An 18240-nucleotide genomic window follows, 5' to 3' on the forward strand; every position below is an offset into this window, starting at 1 on the left:
CATGCGCGGCCTTCGCCGGTAGGGAGTCACACCGGGTCCGGCAGGTCCATGAGCGCGAGTTTGGCCGGGTCGACCACGGCGGTGATCTCGGTGATCTGGCCGTCGGCGACAGTGAAGGCCAGGAGGGAAAGCGGGGTGCCATCCTCGCTCCAGGAGATGACGCCGGGGCGGCCGTTGACGGTCGCCGCATGTCCTCGTGCCGCACTGCCGGCCAATCGCGCGCGGGTGGCGACTTCGGTGGCCCCGAGCGTGACGAACGTGCCATTCGGGGTGTGAACGGTGAACCTCACTTCGGGGTGGAGAACCTGCAGTAGCTGCTCGAACCGGCCGTCGCGGGCTGCGGCCAGGAAAGCTTGGACCACCTCGCGTTGTTGTCGTCCGGCGCTTGCCGGCTGCTGGGCGGCCTGTACCTTCCTGCGGGCGCGGCTGGCGAGCATTTTGGTCGCGTCGGCGGATTTTCCGAGAATGGTGCCGATCTCCGCGAAGGGCACGGCGAACACGTCGTGCAGCACGAACGCCAGTCGTTCGTCAGGGCGCAGCGAGTTGAGGACCGTGAGGAGCGCGAGGCCGACGGAGTCCCCGATTGCCGCGAGGTCTTCCGGAGCGGGAGCGTCGTCGAGCGTCACGGTAAATTCGGGCAGCTGGTCGTCGAAGGAGACTTCTGGGCGCGTCCGGCCCGACCGCAGGACATCGAGGCTGAGGCGGCCAACCACGGTGGTCAGCCAGCCGCCGAGGTTGTCGATGGTGTCGATGTCCTGGCGGGAGAGACGCAACCACGCCTCTTGGACCACGTCTTCCGCATCGGCATGTGATCCGAGCATGCGGTAGGCGACGGCGCGGAGCCGGTCACGGTGGGACTCGAAGGCATCGACGATCGGGTCCGCAGGATGGGCGCCAGCCATGTTGTTACCTCCGTGGAAGCTGCTCCGTCATAGGGATGACGCGCACAGGCGCCGCAACGTAACCCGATGAAGGAGAGCACTCCCACATGGAAAACCGGCTCAAGAACAAGAACACGAACAACCCCGATGTGTGGACCGCGGTCCAGCACCTCCAGAAGGCGATCGCCGCCGGGGGCGTCGACCCGAAGCTGCTCGCGCTGGTCCACCTGCGCACCAGCCAGATCAACAGCTGCTCGGCGTGCATCTACGCCAGTGTCGCCGGCGGGAAGAAGGCTGGTGACACCGACGAGCGGCTGCACAACGTCGCAGCGTGGCGCGAGGCGCCGTTCTATACCGACGCGGAACGCGCGGCACTGGCGCTGACCGAGGCTGCCACCCGGCTGCAGGACGGTGCGCCGGGCGTCACCGACGAGATCTGGGAAGAGGCCAACGCCCACTTCACCGAGGAGCAGATCAGCGCGATCAACCTGGAGATCGCGCTGACCAACTTCTTCAACCGGATCAACCGCACCATCAAGGAACCGGCCGGCAAGACCTGGGGCTGAGCCCAGCGCGGCTCTTACCCACTGAGGCTTCCCCAGCGAAATGATCTCCGGGTGGCCCACGAGGCCGGGCAGGCGTGAAGCCCCTGGTAGGACTGGTCTGCCAAGATCATGTCCGCTCGAACCAGAGGCTTCACGTTGGTCACCTATGATGCCGCGCTCGACGTCCCACGCCACATCGTGGAGTTCCTCGCCCGGCTGCTGGCCGCCCATCGGCGCGGGATCGGCACCCCGAAGCGCTCTCGCGCCCTGGGCCCGTTCCGCCAGGCCGTACTGGTGCTGCGCTGGTTCCGAGAACACGGCTGCGTGCACTGCCTGGCCCGGGACGCCGGGATCTCGCAGGCCACCGGCTACCGCTACCTCCATGAGGGCATCGGCGTGCTGGCCGCCCAAGCTCCTGATCTGCACGAGGTGTTGGACCTCTGCCGCGCAGAGGGGATGACACACGTGGTGCTGGACGGCACGCTGATCGCCTGCGACCGGCTGGCCGGGGTCCGGGAAAACGGCAACGATCTGTGGTTCTCCCAGAAACACAAGAGCTTCGGCGGCAACATTCAGTTCCTGGCCGCGCCGGACGGCACCCCGTTGTGGGTCTCCGATGTCGAGCCGGGTTCCACCCCGGACATCACCGCAGCCCGTATCCACGTGCTGCCCGCGCTGTACAAGGCCGCCGCCGACGGGCTTCCCACGCTCGCCGACAAGGGCTACATCGGCGCCGGCATCGGCATTTACGTGCCCGTACGCCGTCCCAAAGGCCACTCCGAGACCGCCCTGGACCGAGGAACCCGCGCCACGAATGCGCTGATCAGACACATGAGGGCGCGCGGCGAGCGGACCGCGGCGGAACTGAAGGAACGCTGGCGAGCCCTCAAGCACGTCACCCTCAGCCCTAGCAGAATCGGCGACATAGCCCGCGCCGCACTCGTTCTCAATGGGCACTGGAAATAATCTTCATTGAGAAAACCTCAGTAGGCCCGCGTGTCGATAGTGCGCCATTTGTAGTCCAACTGAGGATTGAACAACACCAGTCGCGAAAGTTCCCCCGGACGCTTGGCAGCGTAGTAAGCACAGATGCCACCGCCGAAGCTGGCGCCCAACAATGTGATTTCCTGAGCGTCGGTGGCTTCGCGGACATAGGCGATGGCCACGCGAATGTCATTGAGGATGGTGGCGAGCGTCAACTCCTCTTGTCGGCCCTCACTTTCACCGTGGCCGCGCGTGTCGAAGCGGAGAGACACCACACCATCGTCAGCCAAACCGGCGGCCAGGCGAGTGAAGAACCCGCCTTCTTCACGGGTGACGCCACCGCCGTGCACCAGCACGACAGCGTGTGCACTCGGTGTGTCGGGGCTCACGAGTGTGCCCGCCAAGTACAGGCCGTCGAGCGTCCGAAGCGTCACGCCGTCAGATGTAGGCATGGCACAAGGCTAGTGCTGAGGCGTCGAACGATGCGACACGGACAGCCCTGGCCTGCGGCTGAGGCCTGCATGAAAGCCCCGCCTCGTGACTATTCATGGCCACGGTTGCGCATGTCGCCCATTGGCCCGGTCGAACCGCCACCACACCAGCGCGTCGGACTCGTCCCGAAATAGCGAGCCAGCCGCCGAGCTGCGGATGATCGAACGGGCCGATCCTGGATGCGCTCACGTCAAGGTCAACGGCTTCGCGGAGCGCGTCACCCTCGCCGAAGTTGATCCCGAGAGCGACAGCGGCTATGTCGTCGGCTTCGCGCTGCCGCTCCGGGCTGGTGGTCTCGTCCGTATGGACCGAGAGCCCGACGCACCAGACCCCGCGCAGGGTCTCGGCGGGAGGGGTCGAGGTGGGGAAAGGCCCGCCGGGCGGGCCCGGGAGCGCGGGCCGGGAGCGGTGCTCCCGGCCCGCGCGGGGGTCAGTCCACGAACAGCAGGTCGCGCGTGGCTGCCGCCCCGGTGAGCGCGCCGGCGAAGTTGTCCTCGACCTCCGCCTTCTCGGCCGCGTTGGGGTTGGGGTTGGTGCACGAGGTACCGGCCGTGGAGCCGGACATCAGGCTTGAGCAGGGGCCCGGCTTCATGTCGGGCAGGCCCAGGATGTGGCCGAGCTCGTGGGACGAGATCCGCACGGTGTTGTAGCCCTCGTCGACGGCCTGCCGCCCGAAGTAGATCGTGCCGCTGCCCAGGCTGGTCGTGGCGGTGCGCGGCCAGCCGTTGTCCGCGATGATGCGGATGTTCGCCCGCTGCCCCGAGGCGACCGGCTTCAGCTCCACGTTGGCCACGCTGTCGTTCCAGATCGCGGCGCCCTTGGTGACGGCGTCCTTGAACTCCGCGGCCTGGGACGAGTCGTACGTCAGCACCCTCGCGGCGATGGCGTGCTGCTGCGCCGTCCCGGACGCGGGCGCCGCCACCGCTTGGCCGCCCGCCAGGGCGAGCACCGCCACCGCGACGGCGGGTAATGCACGCAGAGCCTTGCTGGATCTCACGATCGGCCTCCTCGTGGGGTAAGGGGTGTATCGATTGCGGCTCCGCCGCGCGGTCATTGACGCGAGCATGACGATTCCGCATGCCTCACGGCCACACTGCCCACCCACAGCCATCCCCAACCGACCCCTTCGGGTGTCCGTCCCACGGCCCGATCCACTCATTCGGCCCACTACACTCGCCGGGTGGCTCTCCCCGATAACGATCCCCTCACGAACGGTGACGTCAGCGACCCGGCCCCAGGCGAACCGGACCCCAGAGAACCGGATCCAAGCACTACAGGCGGTGCGAGCGACGCGCTGCGCGTCCTGCGCCGGATCTTCGGTTATGACGCGTTCCGGGGCGATCAGCAAGAGATCATCGACCATGTCGTCGCCGGAGGCGACGCCCTGGTCCTGATGCCGACCGGCGGCGGCAAATCGCTGTGCTACCAGATCCCCGCGCTCGTCCGGAAGGGCGTCGGTGTCGTCGTCTCGCCGCTCATCGCACTGATGCAGGACCAGGTCGACGCGTTGCGGGCGCTCGGCGTACGGGCCGGGTTCCTCAACTCCACCCAGGACCTGGACGAGCGGCGGCTGGTCGAGGCGGAGTTCCTCGCGGGCGAGCTGGACCTGTTGTATCTCGCGCCGGAGCGGCTGCGGGTGGAGTCGACGCTCGCGCTGCTGAGCCGGGGCTCCATCTCGCTGTTCGCCATCGACGAGGCGCACTGCGTGGCCCAGTGGGGGCACGACTTCCGCCCCGACTATCTGGCGCTGTCCGAGCTGCACGAGCGCTGGCCAGACGTGCCCCGCATCGCGCTGACCGCGACCGCCACCGAGGCCACCCACACCGAGATCGCCTCGCGGCTGAAGCTCCAGGACGCCCGCCACTTCGTGGCGAGCTTCGACCGGCCGAACATCCAGTACCGCATCGCCCCCAAGAACGACCCCAAGCGGCAGTTGCTGGAGCTGCTGCGCACCGAGCACCCGGGGGACGCGGGCATCGTCTACTGCCTGTCGCGGGCCTCGGTCGAGAAGACCGCCGAGTTCCTGGTGAAGAACGGGATCGCGGCGCTGCCCTACCACGCGGGGCTGGACCCCAGGACCCGGGCCGAGAATCAGGCGCGGTTCCTGCGGGAGGACGGGCTGGTCGTGGTCGCCACGATCGCGTTCGGCATGGGCATCGACAAGCCCGATGTGCGGTTTGTCGCCCATCTGGACCTGCCCAAGTCGGTCGAGGGCTACTACCAGGAGACGGGCCGGGCCGGGCGGGACGGGCTGCCCTCCACCGCCTGGCTGGCCTACGGCCTCCAGGACGTCGTACAGCAGCGCAAGATGATCGACGGCTCGGAGGGCGACGCGGCCCACCGGCGCCGCCTCGCCGCCCACCTGGACGCGATGCTGGCACTGTGCGAGACGCTCGAGTGCCGGCGGGTGGGGCTGCTGGCCTACTTCGGTCAGCAGAGCACCGCGTGCGGCAACTGCGATACGTGTCTGACGCCCGCGGAGTCCTGGGACGGCACCGTCGCCGCGCAGAAGCTGCTGTCGACGGTGGTACGGCTCAAGCGGGAGCGGAACCAGAAGTTCGGCGCCGGCCAGGTGATCGACATCCTGCTCGGCAAGAAGACCGCCAAGGTGATCCAGTTCGACCATGACGCCCTGTCCGTGTTCGGGATCGGCACGGAGCTGCGCGAGGCCGACTGGCGGGGCGTGGTGCGCCAGCTGCTCGCCCAGGGACTGATCTCCGTGGAGGGCGACTACGGCACGCTGGTGCTCTCCGAGACCAGCGGCGAGGTGCTGGGCGGGGGGCGCCAGGTGATGCTGCGGCGCGAGCCGGAGCGGGCGCCACGGGCCGCGGAGGCCTCGTCGTCGTCCGGCAAGTCCGGCCGCGCCGCCGCCCCGGTGGATCTGCCGCCGGAGGCGGTGCCGGTGTTCGAGCGGCTGCGCGCCTGGCGCGGGGCCACCGCCAAGGAGCAGGGCGTCCCGGCGTATGTGATCTTCCATGACGCCACGCTGCGCCAGATCGCGACCCTGTCGCCCGGCACCCTTGCGGAGCTCGGCACGATCAGTGGTGTCGGCGAGAACAAGCTGGCCAAGTACGGGCAGCAGATCCTGGATACCCTCGCGCTCACGCTCGCGGAGGAGTGACGCGTACGCGGGGAGGGCCGGCGGTCGGCCCTCCCCGCGTACGGTGTGCGCGTTACAGCGTGTGCTGCAGCCGGTCCGCCATCAGCTTGATGAAGCGCGCCGGATCGCTCAGCTCGCCGCCCTCGGCGAGCAGCGCCATGCCGTGGATGAGCTCGGCCGTCTCCGCCAGCCCGTCCGCGTTCCCGTCCGCGCTGTGGGCCTCGCGCAGGCCGGTCACCAGCGGGTGCGTGGGATTGAGCTCGAGGATGCGTTTGACCTGGGGCATGTCCTGGCCCATGGCGCGGAACATGTTCTCCAGAGCCGGGGTGACGTCGTGGGTGTCACCCACGACGCACGCGGGCGAGGTGGTGAGCCGGGAGGACAGCCGCACCTCCTTCACCTGCTCGCTCAGGGTCGTCGTCATCCAGGACAGCAGCTCGGCGAAGTCCTTCTGCCGCTGCTCGCGCTCGGCCTCGCCCTCCTTCTTCTCCTCCTCGGTGTCGAGATCGACCTCTCCCTTGGCGATCGACTGGAACTGCTTGCCGTCGAACTCCGGCACGGACCCGACCCACATCTCGTCGATCGGATCGGTGAGCAGCAGCACCTCGTAGCCCTTGGCCTGGAAGGCCTCCATGTGGGGCGAGCTCTCGATGATCGAGCGCGACTCGCCCGTCACGTAGTAGATGTGCTGCTGGCCCTCCTTCATGCGGTCCATGTACTGCCGCAGGCTGGTGGGCTGCTCCGCGTCGTGGGTCGAGGCGAACGAGGAGATCTCCAGGATCGCGTCGCGGTTCTCGAAGTCGTCGAGGAGCCCTTCCTTGACGGCGCGGCCGAACTCCCTCCAGAACGTGGCGTAGCCCTCGGCGTTGGCGGACATCATGTCCTTGACCGTCGACAGCACCTTCTTGACCAGGCGCCGGCGCATCAGCTGGATCTGGCGGTCCTGCTGGAGGGTCTCGCGGGACACGTTCAGCGACAGGTCCTGCGCGTCGACGACGCCCTTGACGAAGCGCAGATACTCCGGCATGAGCTCTTCGCAGTCGTCCATGATGAACACGCGCTTGACGTAGAGCTGCACACCGCGCTTGCGCTCCCGCATGAACAGGTCCAGCGGCGCCTGGGACGGGATGAACAGCAGCGCCTGGTACTCGAAGGTCCCCTCCGCCTGCATGCGGATGGTCTCGAGCGGGTTGTTCCAGTCGTGGCTAATGTGCTTGTAGAACTCGTGGTACTCGTCGTCGGTGACCTCGTCCCGGGAGCGCGCCCACAGCGCCTTCATCGAGTTGAGCGTCTCGACCTCGGGCTCGGTCGCGGTCGCGGTCTCGGCCTCGGCGTCGCCGTCCCCGTCGTCATCCGTGTCCGTGGCCGTGGCCGTGGCCGCGTTGGTGGAGTCGGCGGCCATGCGGATGGGCCAGGTGATGAAGTCGGAGTATCGCTTGACGATCTCCTTGAGCTTCCGCGGGGAGGTGTAGTCGTAGAGGTGGTCCTCGGTGTCCTCCGGCTTCAGCCGCAGGGTGACGGAGGTGCCCTGGGGCGCCTCGTCGACCGCCTCGATCGTGTAGGTGCCCTCGCCCGTGGACTCCCAGCGGGTGCCCTGGCTCTCCGTCGCGTGCCGGGTCAACAGCGTGACCTGGTCGGCCACCATGAAGCCCGAGTAGAAGCCGACGCCGAACTGCCCGATGAGGTCCTGCGAGGCCGCGGCGTCCTTCGACTCCTCCTTCGACTCCTTCAGTTCGCGAAGGAACTCGGCGGTGCCGGACTTGGCTATGGTGCCGATGAGTTGGACCACCTCGTCGTGCGACATGCCGATGCCGTTGTCGCGCACGGTCAACGTGCGGCGCTCCTTGTCCACCTCGATCTCGACATGGAGATCGGACGTGTCCGCCTGTAGGTCGGTGCCACGGAGCGCTTCCAGCCGCAGTTTGTCCAAGGCGTCTGAGGCGTTGGAGATGAGCTCCCGCAGAAAGACGTCCTTGTTGGAGTAGATGGAGTGGATCATCAACTGCAGGAGCTGGCGCGCCTCGACCTGAAACTCGAACGTTTCGGCCTGTGTGTTCACATGCTTCCTTTCACGAGCGCGTACCTCTAGCGAGTACCTGACGTCAGCTTAGAGGCGGAGGCCGCCCTCACAGGGCCCGAACGGGGTGCAAACTGGCATGCTGACGGCCGATGAACACGGATACCGTCACGCTCGACGACATCGACCGGGGCCTGGTCCACGCCCTCCAGATCGACGGCCGGGCGTCGCTGCGCACGCTGGGCGAGGCCCTCGGCGTCTCCGAGAACACCGTCGCCCGCCGCTATCGCCGACTGCGCTCCGCCGGGGTGCTGCGCGTGGTGGGCGTCCTCAACGGCGGCCGGCTCGGCTACAACGCCTGGACCATCCGCCTCCAGTGCACCCCGGACGCGGCGGGCGCCATCGCCCGGGCGCTCGCCGCCCGCCCCGACACCTCGTATGTCCATCTGCTCTCGGGCGGTACCGAGATCTCATGCAGCGCGCAGACCCGCTCCAGCGACGAGAGCGACGCGCTGCTGCTGCACCGGCTCCCCCGTACCGGCCGGATCACCTCCATCTCCGCCCATCTGCTGCTCGGCCACTCCGCCCTGCCCCACAACTGGGCGGGTCCGGCCCGGCTGACCCCGGGGCAGACCGCGTTGCTCAGCCCGCCACCGGTCGCCAACGCCGACGCCGACGCCGAGGTCGCCCTGGACGCCGGGGACCAGCCGCTGTTCGACGTGCTGTCCCGGGACGGCCGGGCGAGCTACGCCGAACTGGCCTCCGCCACCGGCTGGTCCGACTCCACGGTCCGCCGCCGGCTGACCGCGCTGCGCCGGGCCGGGGTGCTCACCTTCCTGGTCGACATCCCGCCCGCCGCGCTCGGCTTCCGCGCCGAGGCGCGGCTGTGGATGTCGGTGCGGCCGTCGCGGCTGGCCGCCGTGGCGGCCGCGATGGCCGAACACCCCGAGGTGTCGCTGGTCGCCATGACCACCGGCCCGACCAATCTCCTCGGCGCCGTCAACTGCCGGGACGCCCAGCACCTCGCGCGTTATCTCACCGAGCGGATCGCGTCGCTGGAGGCGATCCGCTCCCTGGAGACGGCCCCGGTCATCCGCACCGTCAAGCGCGCCGGGGCGCTGCTGCCGATCTGAACGAGGCCGCGCGGCGCGGCCGGCGCGGACCCGGGCCCCTGCCCTGGCCCGTTGCCCCCTCGCCCCCTTGCCCCTCGCCCCCTTGCCCCCTTGCCCCCTTGCCCCCTTGCCCCCTTGCCCCCTTGCCAGGGAGAGTCGCGCGATGGTTTCCTTCGCACGGCATGAAGGGAGCTTGCTGTCCATGGCCCTGTTCGACCTTCCGCTCGACGAGTTGCGCGACTACCGGCCGCGCGTCCCCGAGCCCGAGGACTTCGACCGGTTCTGGGAGAAGACCCTCGCCGAGGCCCGTGACCACGAGCTGAACGCCACCTTCGAGCCCGTCGCCACGGCGCTCACCGGCGTGGCGGTGTACGACGTCACCTTCGCGGGGTTCGGCGGCCACCCGGTCAAGGGCTGGTTTCTGCACCCGGCCGGGGCCCGGGAGCCGCTGCCCGTCGTGGTCGAGTACATCGGCTACGGCGGCGGACGCGGGCTGCCGCACACCCATCTGCTGTGGCCGACCGCGGGCTTCGCCCACCTCGTGATGGACACCCGCGGCCAGGGCAGCGGGTGGGTCAGCGGCGACACCCCGGACCCGGTCGGCTCCGGGCCCGCGTACCCGGGGTTCATGACCCGGGGCATCGAGAACCCCGAGGACTACTACTACCGGCGGGTCTTCACCGACGCCGTGCGCGCGGTGGAGGCGGCCCGCTCCCATCCGCTGACCGACCCCGCCCGCACCGCGGTCACCGGCGCCAGCCAGGGCGGGGGCATCGCCCTGGCCGCGGGCGGCCTGGTGCCCGACCTGGCCGCGATCGTCCCCGACGTGCCCTTCCTGTGCCACTTCGGGCGCGCGGCGACGCTGACCGACCGCGATCCGTACCGCGAGATCGGCAAGTACCTCAAGACCCACCGCGGCCGGGACGAGCGGGTCTTCCGTACGCTCTCCTACTTCGACGGGGTCCACTTCGCCGCCCGGGGGCGGGCGCCGGCGCTCTTCTCCACCGCGCTGGAGGACGCGACCTGCCCGCCGTCCACCGTGTTCGCCGCGTACAACGCCTACGCGGGCGAGGACAAGCACATCGAGGTGTACTCGTTCAACGATCACGAGGGCGGCGGACCCGTCCATCAGGAGGTCCAGCTGGACTGGCTGCCGCCAAGGCTGCGGTAGCCCCCAAAAAACTCCCCCAAAACCCCAAGGACGGACGGCCGTGCCCGGAGATGGTTGGGGAGCCTTCGAAGAGGCTCCCTCCGGGCCGGCTGTCCGTCCTTCTTCCCCCCACCTTGCGCGGATAAATCCTGGCTGACGGCCAGGGGCGAAGGCAGGGCCGACCGACCCCTGAACCAGGGCCGTCCGGCCCTGGACGAGTGGGGCCGTCGGCCGCCGGAGTTGGTGGCCCAGCGGACCGGCGGCCTAGCGGCCGAACTGTGCGCCACCGTTGATGTGCAGCACCTGGCCGGTGACATAGGCGGCCTCCGGGGAGGCCAGATAGCGGATGGCGGCCGCGATCTCGGCGGGGTGGCCGGGCTGCCCGGTGAGCGTCTGCCCGATCTGCTGCGCGATGAACTCGGGAGTGCCCCGCTCGCCGAAGAACTCGGTGTCCTGGACATAGCCGGGGGCCACCGCGTTGACGGTGATGCCCTCCGCGCCCAGGCGCTTGGCCAGGTCATAGGTGTAGACGTGGAGATGCGCCTTGGTGCCGCCGTACGAGCCGGGGCCGCGCAGCGCCGCCACGGAGGACAGGTGCACGATCCGGCCGCCGGGCCGGGTGAGATGCGGCAGCAGGGCCTCGGTCAGGAGCACCGCGGTCAGTACGTTGGCCGAGAAGTTCCGCTGGAACTGGTCGGCTATGCCTTCGAGGGTGCCGTCGTTGCCGGGTGCGACGTTGCCGCCCGCGTTGGTGACCACGACGTCGACCGGGCCGTCCGCGGCGATGAACTCGGCGGCGCGCCGGGTCTGTCCGGGGTCGCTGAGGTCGGCGCTGGTCCAGGTGACCAGGTCGGCCCCGTGTGCGGCGTTGACCTTGTCCGCGGCCTCGCGGAGCACCTCGGCGCGGCGCCCGACGATGACCACCCGGTCCCCGTCCGCGGCGAAGGACTCGGCGGCCGCCAGCCCGATGCCCGTGCCGCCGCCCGACACCACGATCCGTCGTCCCATCCCGGCCTCCCCGTACAGCTTATTGAATTCCGGTCATATTCGTGAACAGACGCTAGGGAGTAAGCGCATTCCTGTCAATGGCGCCGGGACCGGCACCACCGCGCCGCGGGCACGGCGCCGCGAAGTTTATGACCGCTTGCGCGATATCAGGCGACATATCGGGTATTCGGGGGTACGGAGCGAATTGACCGCAGGAGGCGATCATGACGGAACCGACCCATGCGACCATGGAGTCCCATCCGGACATCCTGGCGATGCGGGAACGCCACACCTGGGCCGAGCAGGCCGCGAGCACTCCCGTGGCCCAGGCCGTCGAAGCGATGTCCCTGATCACCGGTCTCTACCTTGCCGCTTCCCCCTGGATCGTGGGTTTCAACGGCATGATGACCCTGGCCGTGACCAATCTGATCACCGGAATCGCTTACGCACTGCTCATGGGCGGCTTCGGCCAAGCCTATGAGCGCACCCACGGCATGGCCTGGGCCGCCGCGCTACTGGGCGTCTGGAGCATCGTCGCGCCGTGGCTGGTGGCGGGAAACGTGGCCACTACCCGCACCATCATCAGCAACATCATCGCCGGTGCTGTCGCCGTGCTGCTCGCACTCGTCGCCAGCTCGCAGGCGAAGACGGCCGCCCCGGGCCGCCGGGGCCCGGCCGCCCGCTCGGAGCGCTGACGGCCCGGGACAGAACGGAGGCGTGCGATGACCGAGCCATACCGTTCCACCCCGTCCCAGGCGGAAGGCGAGCGCGAGAACGAAACACCCGGGCGCGCCGTGCACCCCGATGTGCCGGTGTCGACCCCCTCACAAGCGGAAGGGGAGCGCGAGGAGGAAGAGAACGAGAAGAAGAAGAAGAAGTAGCGGCATACGCGGGCTCGGAGCCCCAAAGGCTCTCCCCGGTGCCCGGGCCGGGCCGGTGACGGCGGTCACCGGCCCTCCTCGACAAGGAGGAGCCGCCGTGAAATGCGGTGTATCGACCTTCGTCACCGACCAGGGGATCGGGCCGGCCCCGCTGGGACGAGCCCTCGACGAGCGGGGCTTCGACTCGCTCTTCATCGCCGAGCACACCCACATCCCGGTGGACCGCCGCACGCCCTACCCGGGGGGCGGGGAGCTACCGGGGATGTACTACCGCACGCTCGACCCGTTCGTCGTGCTGAGCGCCATCGCCGCCGTCACCGAACGGCTGCTGCTGGGGACCGGCATCGCCTTGGTGGCGCAACGGGACCCGATCGTCACGGCAAAGGAGGTGGCCTCGCTCGACCTGGTCTCCGGCGGGCGAGCCGTCTTCGGAATCGGCATCGGATGGAACCGCGAGGAGATGGAGAACCACGGTACGGACCCGTCCACGCGAGGGCGTCTGGTGAACGAGCGGCTCCAGGCGATGCGCGAGCTGTGGACGAAGGAGAAGGCCGAATTCCACGGGGAATTCGTGAACTTCGACCCGGTGTACCTCTGGCCCAAACCGGTACAGCGTCCGCACCCGCCGATCTATGTGGGCGGCGGCGAGGGCGCCTTCCAGCGCATCGCCACCCTCGGGGACGCGTGGCTGGCCAACAGTCTGCCGCCGGAGCAGCTGGCCCCGCTGATCGAACGGCTACGGAGTGTGGCCGGCCGGGACGTGCCGGTGACGGTTTACGCGGCGCCCGCCACACCGGAGGCGGTCGAGGCATACGGGCGGCTGGGCGTGGAGCGGGTTCTGTTCTATCTGCCGACTGCGCCGGAGGGCGAAACGCTCGGCCATCTCGACACGATGGCCCAGGTCGCCGCCCGGTTCCGGTGAGCCGCCGGGAGCCGCGCGGTGCCCACGACGACGAGCGTCCAGGCCCGGGAGCGCTTCGCGCGGGCCAGGGTCGCCCGGCTGGCGACCGTCGGTGCCGGGGGCCGACCACACCTGGTGCCGGTGGTGTTCGCGCTGACCGGTGACACGGTGGCGACGGCGGTCGACCACAAACCGAAGCGCTCGGCGCGGCTCACACGCCTGGACAACATCCGGGCCAACCCCGCCGTGTGCCTCCTGGTGGACGGCTACGACGAGGACTGGGACCTCCTGTGGTGGGCACGGGCCGACGGCACGGCCCGTGTCCTGCCGCCCGCGGACGGGTCGGCCACCTCCGCCGCGTACGTCCGGCTGCTGACCGACAAGTACGCGGCGCAGTACACGGACCGGCCGCCGCGGGGGCCGGTCGTGGAGATCGCGGTCGACCGGTGGAGCGGCTGGCAGGCCACCGAGGGCGGCTCCGCGTGAGGCCGCCCGGGGCCACTGCGTCACCGGGCGAAGAAACGCATACGGGGAGAGGATGGTGGTGTCGGATACGGCCTTCTGTTCCATCGAGGAGGTGGACGGCCATGAGTTTCTCCTCCGGCGACGCACACGGCCCCGAGCAGCGACGCGAGCAGCCCTACGGCCCCGAGCAGCGACGCGAGCAGCCCTACGGCCCCGAGCAGCGACGCGAGCAGCCCTACGGCCCCGAGCAGCGACGCGAGCAGCCCTACGGCCCCGAGCAGCGAGGTGCGGAGCCCTACGGCGGCACGGCTCAGCGGGGCGAGCGGCCCCCGTACGCCGAGAGCCCGTTCGCCGGTGCCCTGGGCATGTTGTCCAACGCCGCCTGGCAGGTCCTGGTGACCACGGGCATCGTCGCGATCGCGCTGGGCGTCATGGTGCTGGCCTGGCCGGGAAGCACCCTGGCGGTGCTCGGCGCGCTGTTCGGCGCCTATCTGCTGATCACCGGGATCTTCCAGCTGGCGGGGGCCTTCGGCGCCCATGTGCCGGGGCATCTGCGCGTGCTGAGCTTCGTCAGCGGCGGGCTCGCCGTGCTGCTCGGCCTGCTCTGCTTCCGGGGACCGGCGCAGTCGATCCTGCTGCTGGCCCTGTGGATCGGGTTCGCCTGGCTGCTGCGGGGCGTCATGCTGACCGCCGCGGCCATCTCCCACGAGGGGCTTCCGGCCCGCGGCTGGCAGATCTTCTTCGGTGTCGTCAGCATGCTGGCCGGCATCATCCTGATCGTCGCGCCCTTCGGTTCCATCACGGCGCTCGCCGTGGTGGCCGGCATCTGGCTGCTGGCGCTGGGCGTGATCGAGGTCTTCCACGGCGTCCAGCTGCGCGTCCAGCTGGGCCACCACCCCCCGAGCAAGGCGGAACACCGCCCGCACTTCCCGCGCTTCCGGCCGCATCCGCAGCCGTAGCCCCCTTCATGGCTCTCCCCGCGCGTCTCCCCCGCTGTTAGCCTCTGGTGCGGCAACCGGTTGTCATACGGTTACCCGACTCGGGGGCAGAGCGAGGGGTGGGCCATGGTGCGGAAGGGCGGCGGCAACGGCGGGGGGCGTCGCACGATCCGGGATGTCGCGGCCCGCGCGGGGGTGTCCGCGTCCACGGTGTCACGGGTGCTCGGCGGCGTGTACCCGGTCAGTACGCGGACGCGCACCCGGGTGCTGCGGGCGGTCCGCGAGCTGGACTATGTCGCCGACGCCCACGCCAAGGCGGTGGCGGGCGCCGGCACCCCGACGCTCGCGTTCGTCCTCGACGACATCACCGGCCCGTCGTTCGCGCACATGGCACACGGCGTGGAGCGCGAGGCGGCCCGGCTCGGACATCTGTGCCTGGTGTGCAGCACGGACGGTGACGCCGACCACGAGCTGCGGTTCATCGAGATGATGCGCGCCCAGCGCGCCGCCGCCGTGATCCTGGTGGGCGGCACCGCGGACACCCCCGACTACCGCGGGCGCATGGCCCGTATCGCAGACTCGCTGGCGTCGGCCGGCTCGCGGCTGGTGCTGTGCGGGCGGCCGCCGCTGGACCCCGGCACCCCGGTGACGGTCATCGAGTACGACAACGAGGGCGGGGCCCACGCGCTCTGCTCCCATGTCCTCGCCCAGGGCCACCGGCGCGTCCTCTTCCTCGGGGGCAAGCCGGAGAACACCGCGGGCCGGGGCCGCGAGCGCGGCTATCTGGCGGCGTACCGCGCCCGCGGCCTCGATCCGGACCCGGCGCTGCGCCTGTCCGGCGACTTCACCCGTGACTCGGGCCACCGCCTGATGCGCCAAGCCCTCGATGCGGGGCTGGAGTTCACCGCCGTGGTGGCCGCCACGGACATGGTCGCGGCGGGGGCGCTCACCGCGCTCCACGAGGCGGGCCTGCGCGTGCCCGGCGATGTGTCGCTCGCCGGGTACGACGACATCCCGTTCGCCCGGGATCTGCGCCCGCCGCTGACCACGGTCCATGTGCCCTACGAGGAACTGGGCCGGCTCGCCGTCCGTACCGGCCTCGGCAGAACACCGGACACCCCGGACGAACACCTGCTCCTGGGCACCCATGTCGTGATCCGCGACTCGGTGGCCCCGCCGGCCGGGGCGGCCCGATAACCGCCGCCCGGTGTCCGGGCCACGACAACCGGTTTCCGTCCCCGGGCCGTCATCCGGTGCCGAGGGCGGAGCCCCCCAGGGCCGCGCTCAGCGCGGCGGCCTGGGGCTCGAGAGGCTGCTCGGTCCAGACCGTCTTGCCCTCGGTGGTGTACCGGGTGCCCCAGTCCTGGGCGATATGGGCGATGAGGAACAGCCCGCGGCCGCCCTCGTCCGTCATGCCGGCCCGGCGCAGATGCGGGGAGGTGCTGCTGCGGTCGGAGACCTCGCAGATCAGGGCGCGCTCGCGGATCAGGCGCAGCCGGATCGGCGGGGAGCCGTACCGCAGGGCGTTGGTGACCAGTTCGCTGACGACCAGTTCGGTGGTGAAGGCCAGGTCGTCCAGCCCCCACTCGCCCAGCTTCCCGGCGGCCCAGGTGCGGGCGTCCGAGACGGCGGCCGGGTCGTAGGGGATCTCCCGGGAGGTCACCCGCTCGGCGCCGAGGGCGTGGGTGCGTGCCAGCAGCAGGGCCACGTCGTCGACCGGCGGGGTGACCGGCAGGGTGTCCATGACCTTCGCGGACAGGGTGGTCAAGGGCTCCTCCGGCCTGGCCAGCGCGGCGCACAGCCGCTCGATCCCGGTGTCGGCGTCGAGGCCGCGCGCGGTGATGAGGCCGTTGGTGTACAGGGCGAGCACGCTGCCCTCGTCGAGTGTGAGCTCGACGTTTTCGAACGGCAGGCTGCCAAGGCCCAGGGGCGGTCCGCCGGGCAGGTCGAGCACCTGGGCGCTGCCCCCGGGGACGGCCACCAGCGGCGGAGGGTGTCCCGCCCGGGCCAGTGCGCAGCGCCGGCTGACCGGGTCGTAGACCGCGTACAGACAGGTGGCCCCCACGACTCCGGCTTCGGCGGCGGGCCCGCCGTGGCCCTCCGCCTCCGTCAGCCGTCCGATCAGGCCGTCGAGGTGGGCCAGCAGCTCATCGGGGCCCAGGTCGAGGACGGCGAGCGTCTGTACGGCGGTGCGCAGCCTGCCCATCGTGGCGGCGGCGTGGATTCCGTGCCCGACCACATCGCCGACGACCAGCCCGACCCGCGCCCCGGACAGCGGGATCACATCGAACCAGTCCCCGCCGACTCCGGCCCGCGGGTCGGCGGGCAGATAGAGCGAGGCGGCCTCCACCGCGGTCTGCTCGGGAGCCCCCTGCGGCAGCAGATCGCGCTGAAGGGTCAGGGCGGCGTTGTGCTCACGGGTGAACCGGCGGGCGTTGTCCACCGAGACGGCCATCCGGGACACCAGCTCGGTCGCCAGGGCCAGGTCCGTCTCGTGGAAGGGCTGTGGCCGTCGCCCGCGCCAGAAGAGGGCCACTCCCAGGTGGCTGCCCCGGGCCCGCATCGGCACCACCATCAGCGAGTGGAAGCCCGACTCCCGCATCCGGGCCACCGATTCCGGCGACTGCGGGTCCCGCGCCGCGCCCTCGCCGGGGCGTGGCTCCAGCCGCGCCGCCAGCCGCGGCCGGCCGGTGCGCAGCGCCAGGGCTACGGGTGAGGTCGCGGGGTAGGTGGTGGTCTCCCCCACCTTGATCAGCCGGTCCGGCCAGCCATTGCGTACGGACCGCAGGCCGGCCCGGCGCAGCGCGGCCGCCCCCGTACGGCGGTCCCGCGCCGTGCGCACCTCGTCCCCGCGGAACACCGAGTCCAGCAGGTCCACGGTGACGAGGTCGGCGAGTGCGGGCACGGCCACGTCGGCCAGGTCCTGAGCGGTCTGTTCCACGTTCAGCGTCCGGCCGATGCGCTCGCTGGCCTGGTCCAGCAGGGCCAGCCGGCGGCGGGCCAGATAGCGGTCGGTGACGTCGATGGTCATGGTGCACAGGCCCAGCGGGTTCCCCGCGCCGTCGTCCAGCCGGAAGACGGAGGTCAGCATCGCCTGCTCCCGATCGGGGTGCCACAGCGGATAACCCACGTACTCGCGTCCCAGCAGCGGCGCGCCGGTGACCAGCACCTCGCGCCACTCCCGCTCGACGGCCTCGATGTCGAAGCCGGGGCCCAGCTCCGCCAGGGAGCGCCCGAGCCACTTCTCGACCGGGGCGCCGCTGGAGCGCGCCGTCGCCGCGTTCACCCAGACGTACGTCAGGTCGGTGTTCAGCACGCCCATGCAGACGGGCGAGAGCGCGAACATCCGCTCGATCACCGACCCGCTGGCGCCCCACCACGGGACCCCTGTCGTGCTGACGGCGCTCACCACCCACCGGGTGGTGCCCTCGCCGCCCGTGACGGCGTTGACCCGCACGCCGAGATCCACGCGGTGCCCGTCCCGGGTCACCGCGGGCACCAGCCCGCTCCAGCTGCCCTCGTCCCTGATCCACTCCAGGGCGGCCGCGACGCCCCGGGCGTCCGGCTCCACGGCGAGCAGCTCTCCCACGGGGGTGCCGAGCACATCGGCGGAACGGAAACCGAGCAGCCCGGTGGCCTCGACGCTCCATCCCGTGACGACCCCGTGTTCATCGAGGAGGGCCGTGGCCGTCTCGGCGGCCCCGAACGGAACCCCCGGCGCCGCGGCTCCCGCTTCCTTGGCTCTCACCATCGTCAGTCGCCAGTTCTGCCCTCGCGGCCCAGGCTA

17 protein-coding genes and 1 pseudogene are annotated in these 18240 nt (G+C 70.5%); 11 read left to right on the forward strand and 7 right to left on the reverse strand.

The window, feature by feature from the left end; translation table 11 throughout:
- Window positions 1-26: 26 nt before the first annotated feature.
- Window positions 27-902, reverse strand: a complete 876-nt coding sequence (locus ACWY4P_RS08715; protein WP_456209702.1) for a sigma-70 family RNA polymerase sigma factor — start codon at window positions 900-902, stop codon at window positions 27-29.
- A gap of 86 nt (window positions 903-988) precedes the next feature.
- Between ACWY4P_RS08715 and ACWY4P_RS08720 the strand changes: the two genes are divergently transcribed.
- Window positions 989-1447 carry a carboxymuconolactone decarboxylase family protein gene (locus ACWY4P_RS08720; RefSeq protein ID WP_456209704.1) on the forward strand — a complete coding sequence of 153 codons (459 nt, stop codon included), beginning with the start codon at window positions 989-991 and terminating at the stop codon, window positions 1445-1447.
- Between the two features lie 135 nt (window positions 1448-1582).
- Window positions 1583-2392, forward strand: a complete 810-nt coding sequence (locus ACWY4P_RS08725; protein ID WP_456209706.1) for a transposase family protein — start codon at window positions 1583-1585, stop codon at window positions 2390-2392.
- A gap of 17 nt (window positions 2393-2409) precedes the next feature.
- On the opposite strand, the gene ACWY4P_RS08730 is transcribed toward ACWY4P_RS08725, so the two are convergent.
- The 3 genes and pseudogenes from ACWY4P_RS08730 to ACWY4P_RS08740 form a co-directional block, all read right to left on the reverse strand.
- The gene (locus ACWY4P_RS08730) at window positions 2410-2862 is read right to left on the reverse strand and encodes an alpha/beta hydrolase (RefSeq protein WP_456209708.1); all 453 of its coding nucleotides are present in this window, start codon (window positions 2860-2862) and stop codon (window positions 2410-2412) included.
- A gap of 123 nt (window positions 2863-2985) precedes the next feature.
- Window positions 2986-3241, reverse strand: a pseudogene (locus tag ACWY4P_RS08735) (recombinase family protein); the annotation flags it as partial.
- A gap of 91 nt (window positions 3242-3332) precedes the next feature.
- Window positions 3333-3899: a snapalysin family zinc-dependent metalloprotease gene (locus ACWY4P_RS08740; RefSeq protein WP_456209710.1), complete on the reverse strand. Its 567-nt coding sequence runs from the start codon at window positions 3897-3899 to the stop codon at window positions 3333-3335.
- Window positions 3900-4196: 297 nt separating this feature from the next.
- On the opposite strand from ACWY4P_RS08740, the gene recQ reads away from it, so the two are divergent.
- The gene (gene recQ / locus ACWY4P_RS08745) at window positions 4197-6023 is read left to right on the forward strand and encodes a DNA helicase RecQ (protein WP_456212857.1); all 1827 of its coding nucleotides are present in this window, start codon (window positions 4197-4199) and stop codon (window positions 6021-6023) included.
- Window positions 6024-6075: 52 nt separating this feature from the next.
- On the opposite strand, the gene htpG is transcribed toward recQ, so the two are convergent.
- Entirely contained in the window at window positions 6076-8001 is a 1926-nt protein-coding gene (gene htpG, locus ACWY4P_RS08750; protein ID WP_456212858.1) for a molecular chaperone HtpG, read from the reverse strand.
- A 170-nt stretch (window positions 8002-8171) separates the two neighbouring features.
- Here htpG and ACWY4P_RS08755 point away from each other — a divergent pair, with 170 nt between their 5' ends.
- Both ACWY4P_RS08755 and ACWY4P_RS08760 read left to right on the forward strand, forming a co-directional pair.
- Window positions 8172-9152, forward strand: coding sequence for an Lrp/AsnC family transcriptional regulator (locus tag ACWY4P_RS08755; RefSeq protein ID WP_456209712.1), 981 nt, complete (start codon window positions 8172-8174; stop codon window positions 9150-9152).
- 181 nt (window positions 9153-9333) lie between these two features.
- Window positions 9334-10302 carry an acetylxylan esterase gene (locus ACWY4P_RS08760; RefSeq protein ID WP_456209714.1) on the forward strand — a complete coding sequence of 323 codons (969 nt, stop codon included), beginning with the start codon at window positions 9334-9336 and terminating at the stop codon, window positions 10300-10302.
- Between the two features lie 243 nt (window positions 10303-10545).
- On the opposite strand, the gene ACWY4P_RS08765 is transcribed toward ACWY4P_RS08760, so the two are convergent.
- Entirely contained in the window at window positions 10546-11289 is a 744-nt protein-coding gene (locus ACWY4P_RS08765; RefSeq protein ID WP_456209716.1) for an SDR family NAD(P)-dependent oxidoreductase, read from the reverse strand.
- Between the two features lie 203 nt (window positions 11290-11492).
- On the opposite strand from ACWY4P_RS08765, the gene ACWY4P_RS08770 reads away from it, so the two are divergent.
- The 6 genes from ACWY4P_RS08770 to ACWY4P_RS08795 all read left to right on the forward strand — a co-directional run bounded on the left by ACWY4P_RS08770 (window position 11493) and on the right by ACWY4P_RS08795 (window position 15650).
- Complete coding sequence (locus tag ACWY4P_RS08770) at window positions 11493-11963, forward strand: SPW repeat protein (RefSeq protein ID WP_456209718.1); 471 nt, start codon at window positions 11493-11495, stop codon at window positions 11961-11963.
- A gap of 27 nt (window positions 11964-11990) precedes the next feature.
- On the forward strand, window positions 11991-12149 hold the full coding sequence (locus tag ACWY4P_RS08775; protein ID WP_456209719.1) for a hypothetical protein: 159 nt from the start codon (window positions 11991-11993) through the stop codon (window positions 12147-12149).
- Between the two features lie 97 nt (window positions 12150-12246).
- A complete protein-coding gene (locus ACWY4P_RS08780; RefSeq protein WP_456209721.1) occupies window positions 12247-13071 on the forward strand; it encodes an LLM class F420-dependent oxidoreductase in 825 nt (274 codons plus the stop codon).
- Window positions 13072-13089: 18 nt separating this feature from the next.
- The gene (locus ACWY4P_RS08785; protein WP_456209723.1) at window positions 13090-13536 is read left to right on the forward strand and encodes a TIGR03668 family PPOX class F420-dependent oxidoreductase; all 447 of its coding nucleotides are present in this window, start codon (window positions 13090-13092) and stop codon (window positions 13534-13536) included.
- Between the two features lie 101 nt (window positions 13537-13637).
- Window positions 13638-14474: an HdeD family acid-resistance protein gene (locus ACWY4P_RS08790; protein WP_456209725.1), complete on the forward strand. Its 837-nt coding sequence runs from the start codon at window positions 13638-13640 to the stop codon at window positions 14472-14474.
- 105 nt (window positions 14475-14579) lie between these two features.
- Window positions 14580-15650 carry a LacI family DNA-binding transcriptional regulator gene (locus tag ACWY4P_RS08795; RefSeq protein ID WP_456209727.1) on the forward strand — a complete coding sequence of 357 codons (1071 nt, stop codon included), beginning with the start codon at window positions 14580-14582 and terminating at the stop codon, window positions 15648-15650.
- Between the two features lie 49 nt (window positions 15651-15699).
- Here the strand turns inward: ACWY4P_RS08795 and ACWY4P_RS08800 are convergent, their stop codons facing one another.
- On the reverse strand, window positions 15700-18204 hold the full coding sequence (locus tag ACWY4P_RS08800) for a SpoIIE family protein phosphatase (RefSeq protein WP_456209729.1): 2505 nt from the start codon (window positions 18202-18204) through the stop codon (window positions 15700-15702).
- Window positions 18205-18240 lie beyond the last annotated feature (36 nt).

It is taken from the genome of Streptomyces sp. LZ34 (assembly GCF_053890475.1).

What these genes read in the sequence shown, in the direction of transcription:
- ACWY4P_RS08800 (WP_456209729.1), bottom strand. Translation starts at nt 18,204, where the DNA reads ATGGTGAGAGCCAAGGAAGCGGGAGCCGCGGCGCCGGGGGTTCCGTTC.
- ACWY4P_RS08760 (WP_456209714.1), top strand. Translation starts at nt 9,334, where the DNA reads ATGGCCCTGTTCGACCTTCCGCTCGACGAGTTGCGCGACTACCGGCCG.
- ACWY4P_RS08790 (WP_456209725.1), top strand. Translation starts at nt 13,638, where the DNA reads ATGAGTTTCTCCTCCGGCGACGCACACGGCCCCGAGCAGCGACGCGAG.
- ACWY4P_RS08775 (WP_456209719.1), top strand. Translation starts at nt 11,991, where the DNA reads ATGACCGAGCCATACCGTTCCACCCCGTCCCAGGCGGAAGGCGAGCGC.
- htpG (WP_456212858.1), bottom strand. Translation starts at nt 8,001, where the DNA reads ATGATCCACTCCATCTACTCCAACAAGGACGTCTTTCTGCGGGAGCTC.
- ACWY4P_RS08715 (WP_456209702.1), bottom strand. Translation starts at nt 902, where the DNA reads ATGGCTGGCGCCCATCCTGCGGACCCGATCGTCGATGCCTTCGAGTCC.
- ACWY4P_RS08720 (WP_456209704.1), top strand. Translation starts at nt 989, where the DNA reads ATGGAAAACCGGCTCAAGAACAAGAACACGAACAACCCCGATGTGTGG.
- ACWY4P_RS08770 (WP_456209718.1), top strand. Translation starts at nt 11,493, where the DNA reads ATGACGGAACCGACCCATGCGACCATGGAGTCCCATCCGGACATCCTG.
- ACWY4P_RS08755 (WP_456209712.1), top strand. Translation starts at nt 8,172, where the DNA reads ATGAACACGGATACCGTCACGCTCGACGACATCGACCGGGGCCTGGTC.
- ACWY4P_RS08765 (WP_456209716.1), bottom strand. Translation starts at nt 11,289, where the DNA reads ATGGGACGACGGATCGTGGTGTCGGGCGGCGGCACGGGCATCGGGCTG.
- ACWY4P_RS08795 (WP_456209727.1), top strand. Translation starts at nt 14,580, where the DNA reads ATGGTGCGGAAGGGCGGCGGCAACGGCGGGGGGCGTCGCACGATCCGG.
- ACWY4P_RS08730 (WP_456209708.1), bottom strand. Translation starts at nt 2,862, where the DNA reads ATGCCTACATCTGACGGCGTGACGCTTCGGACGCTCGACGGCCTGTAC.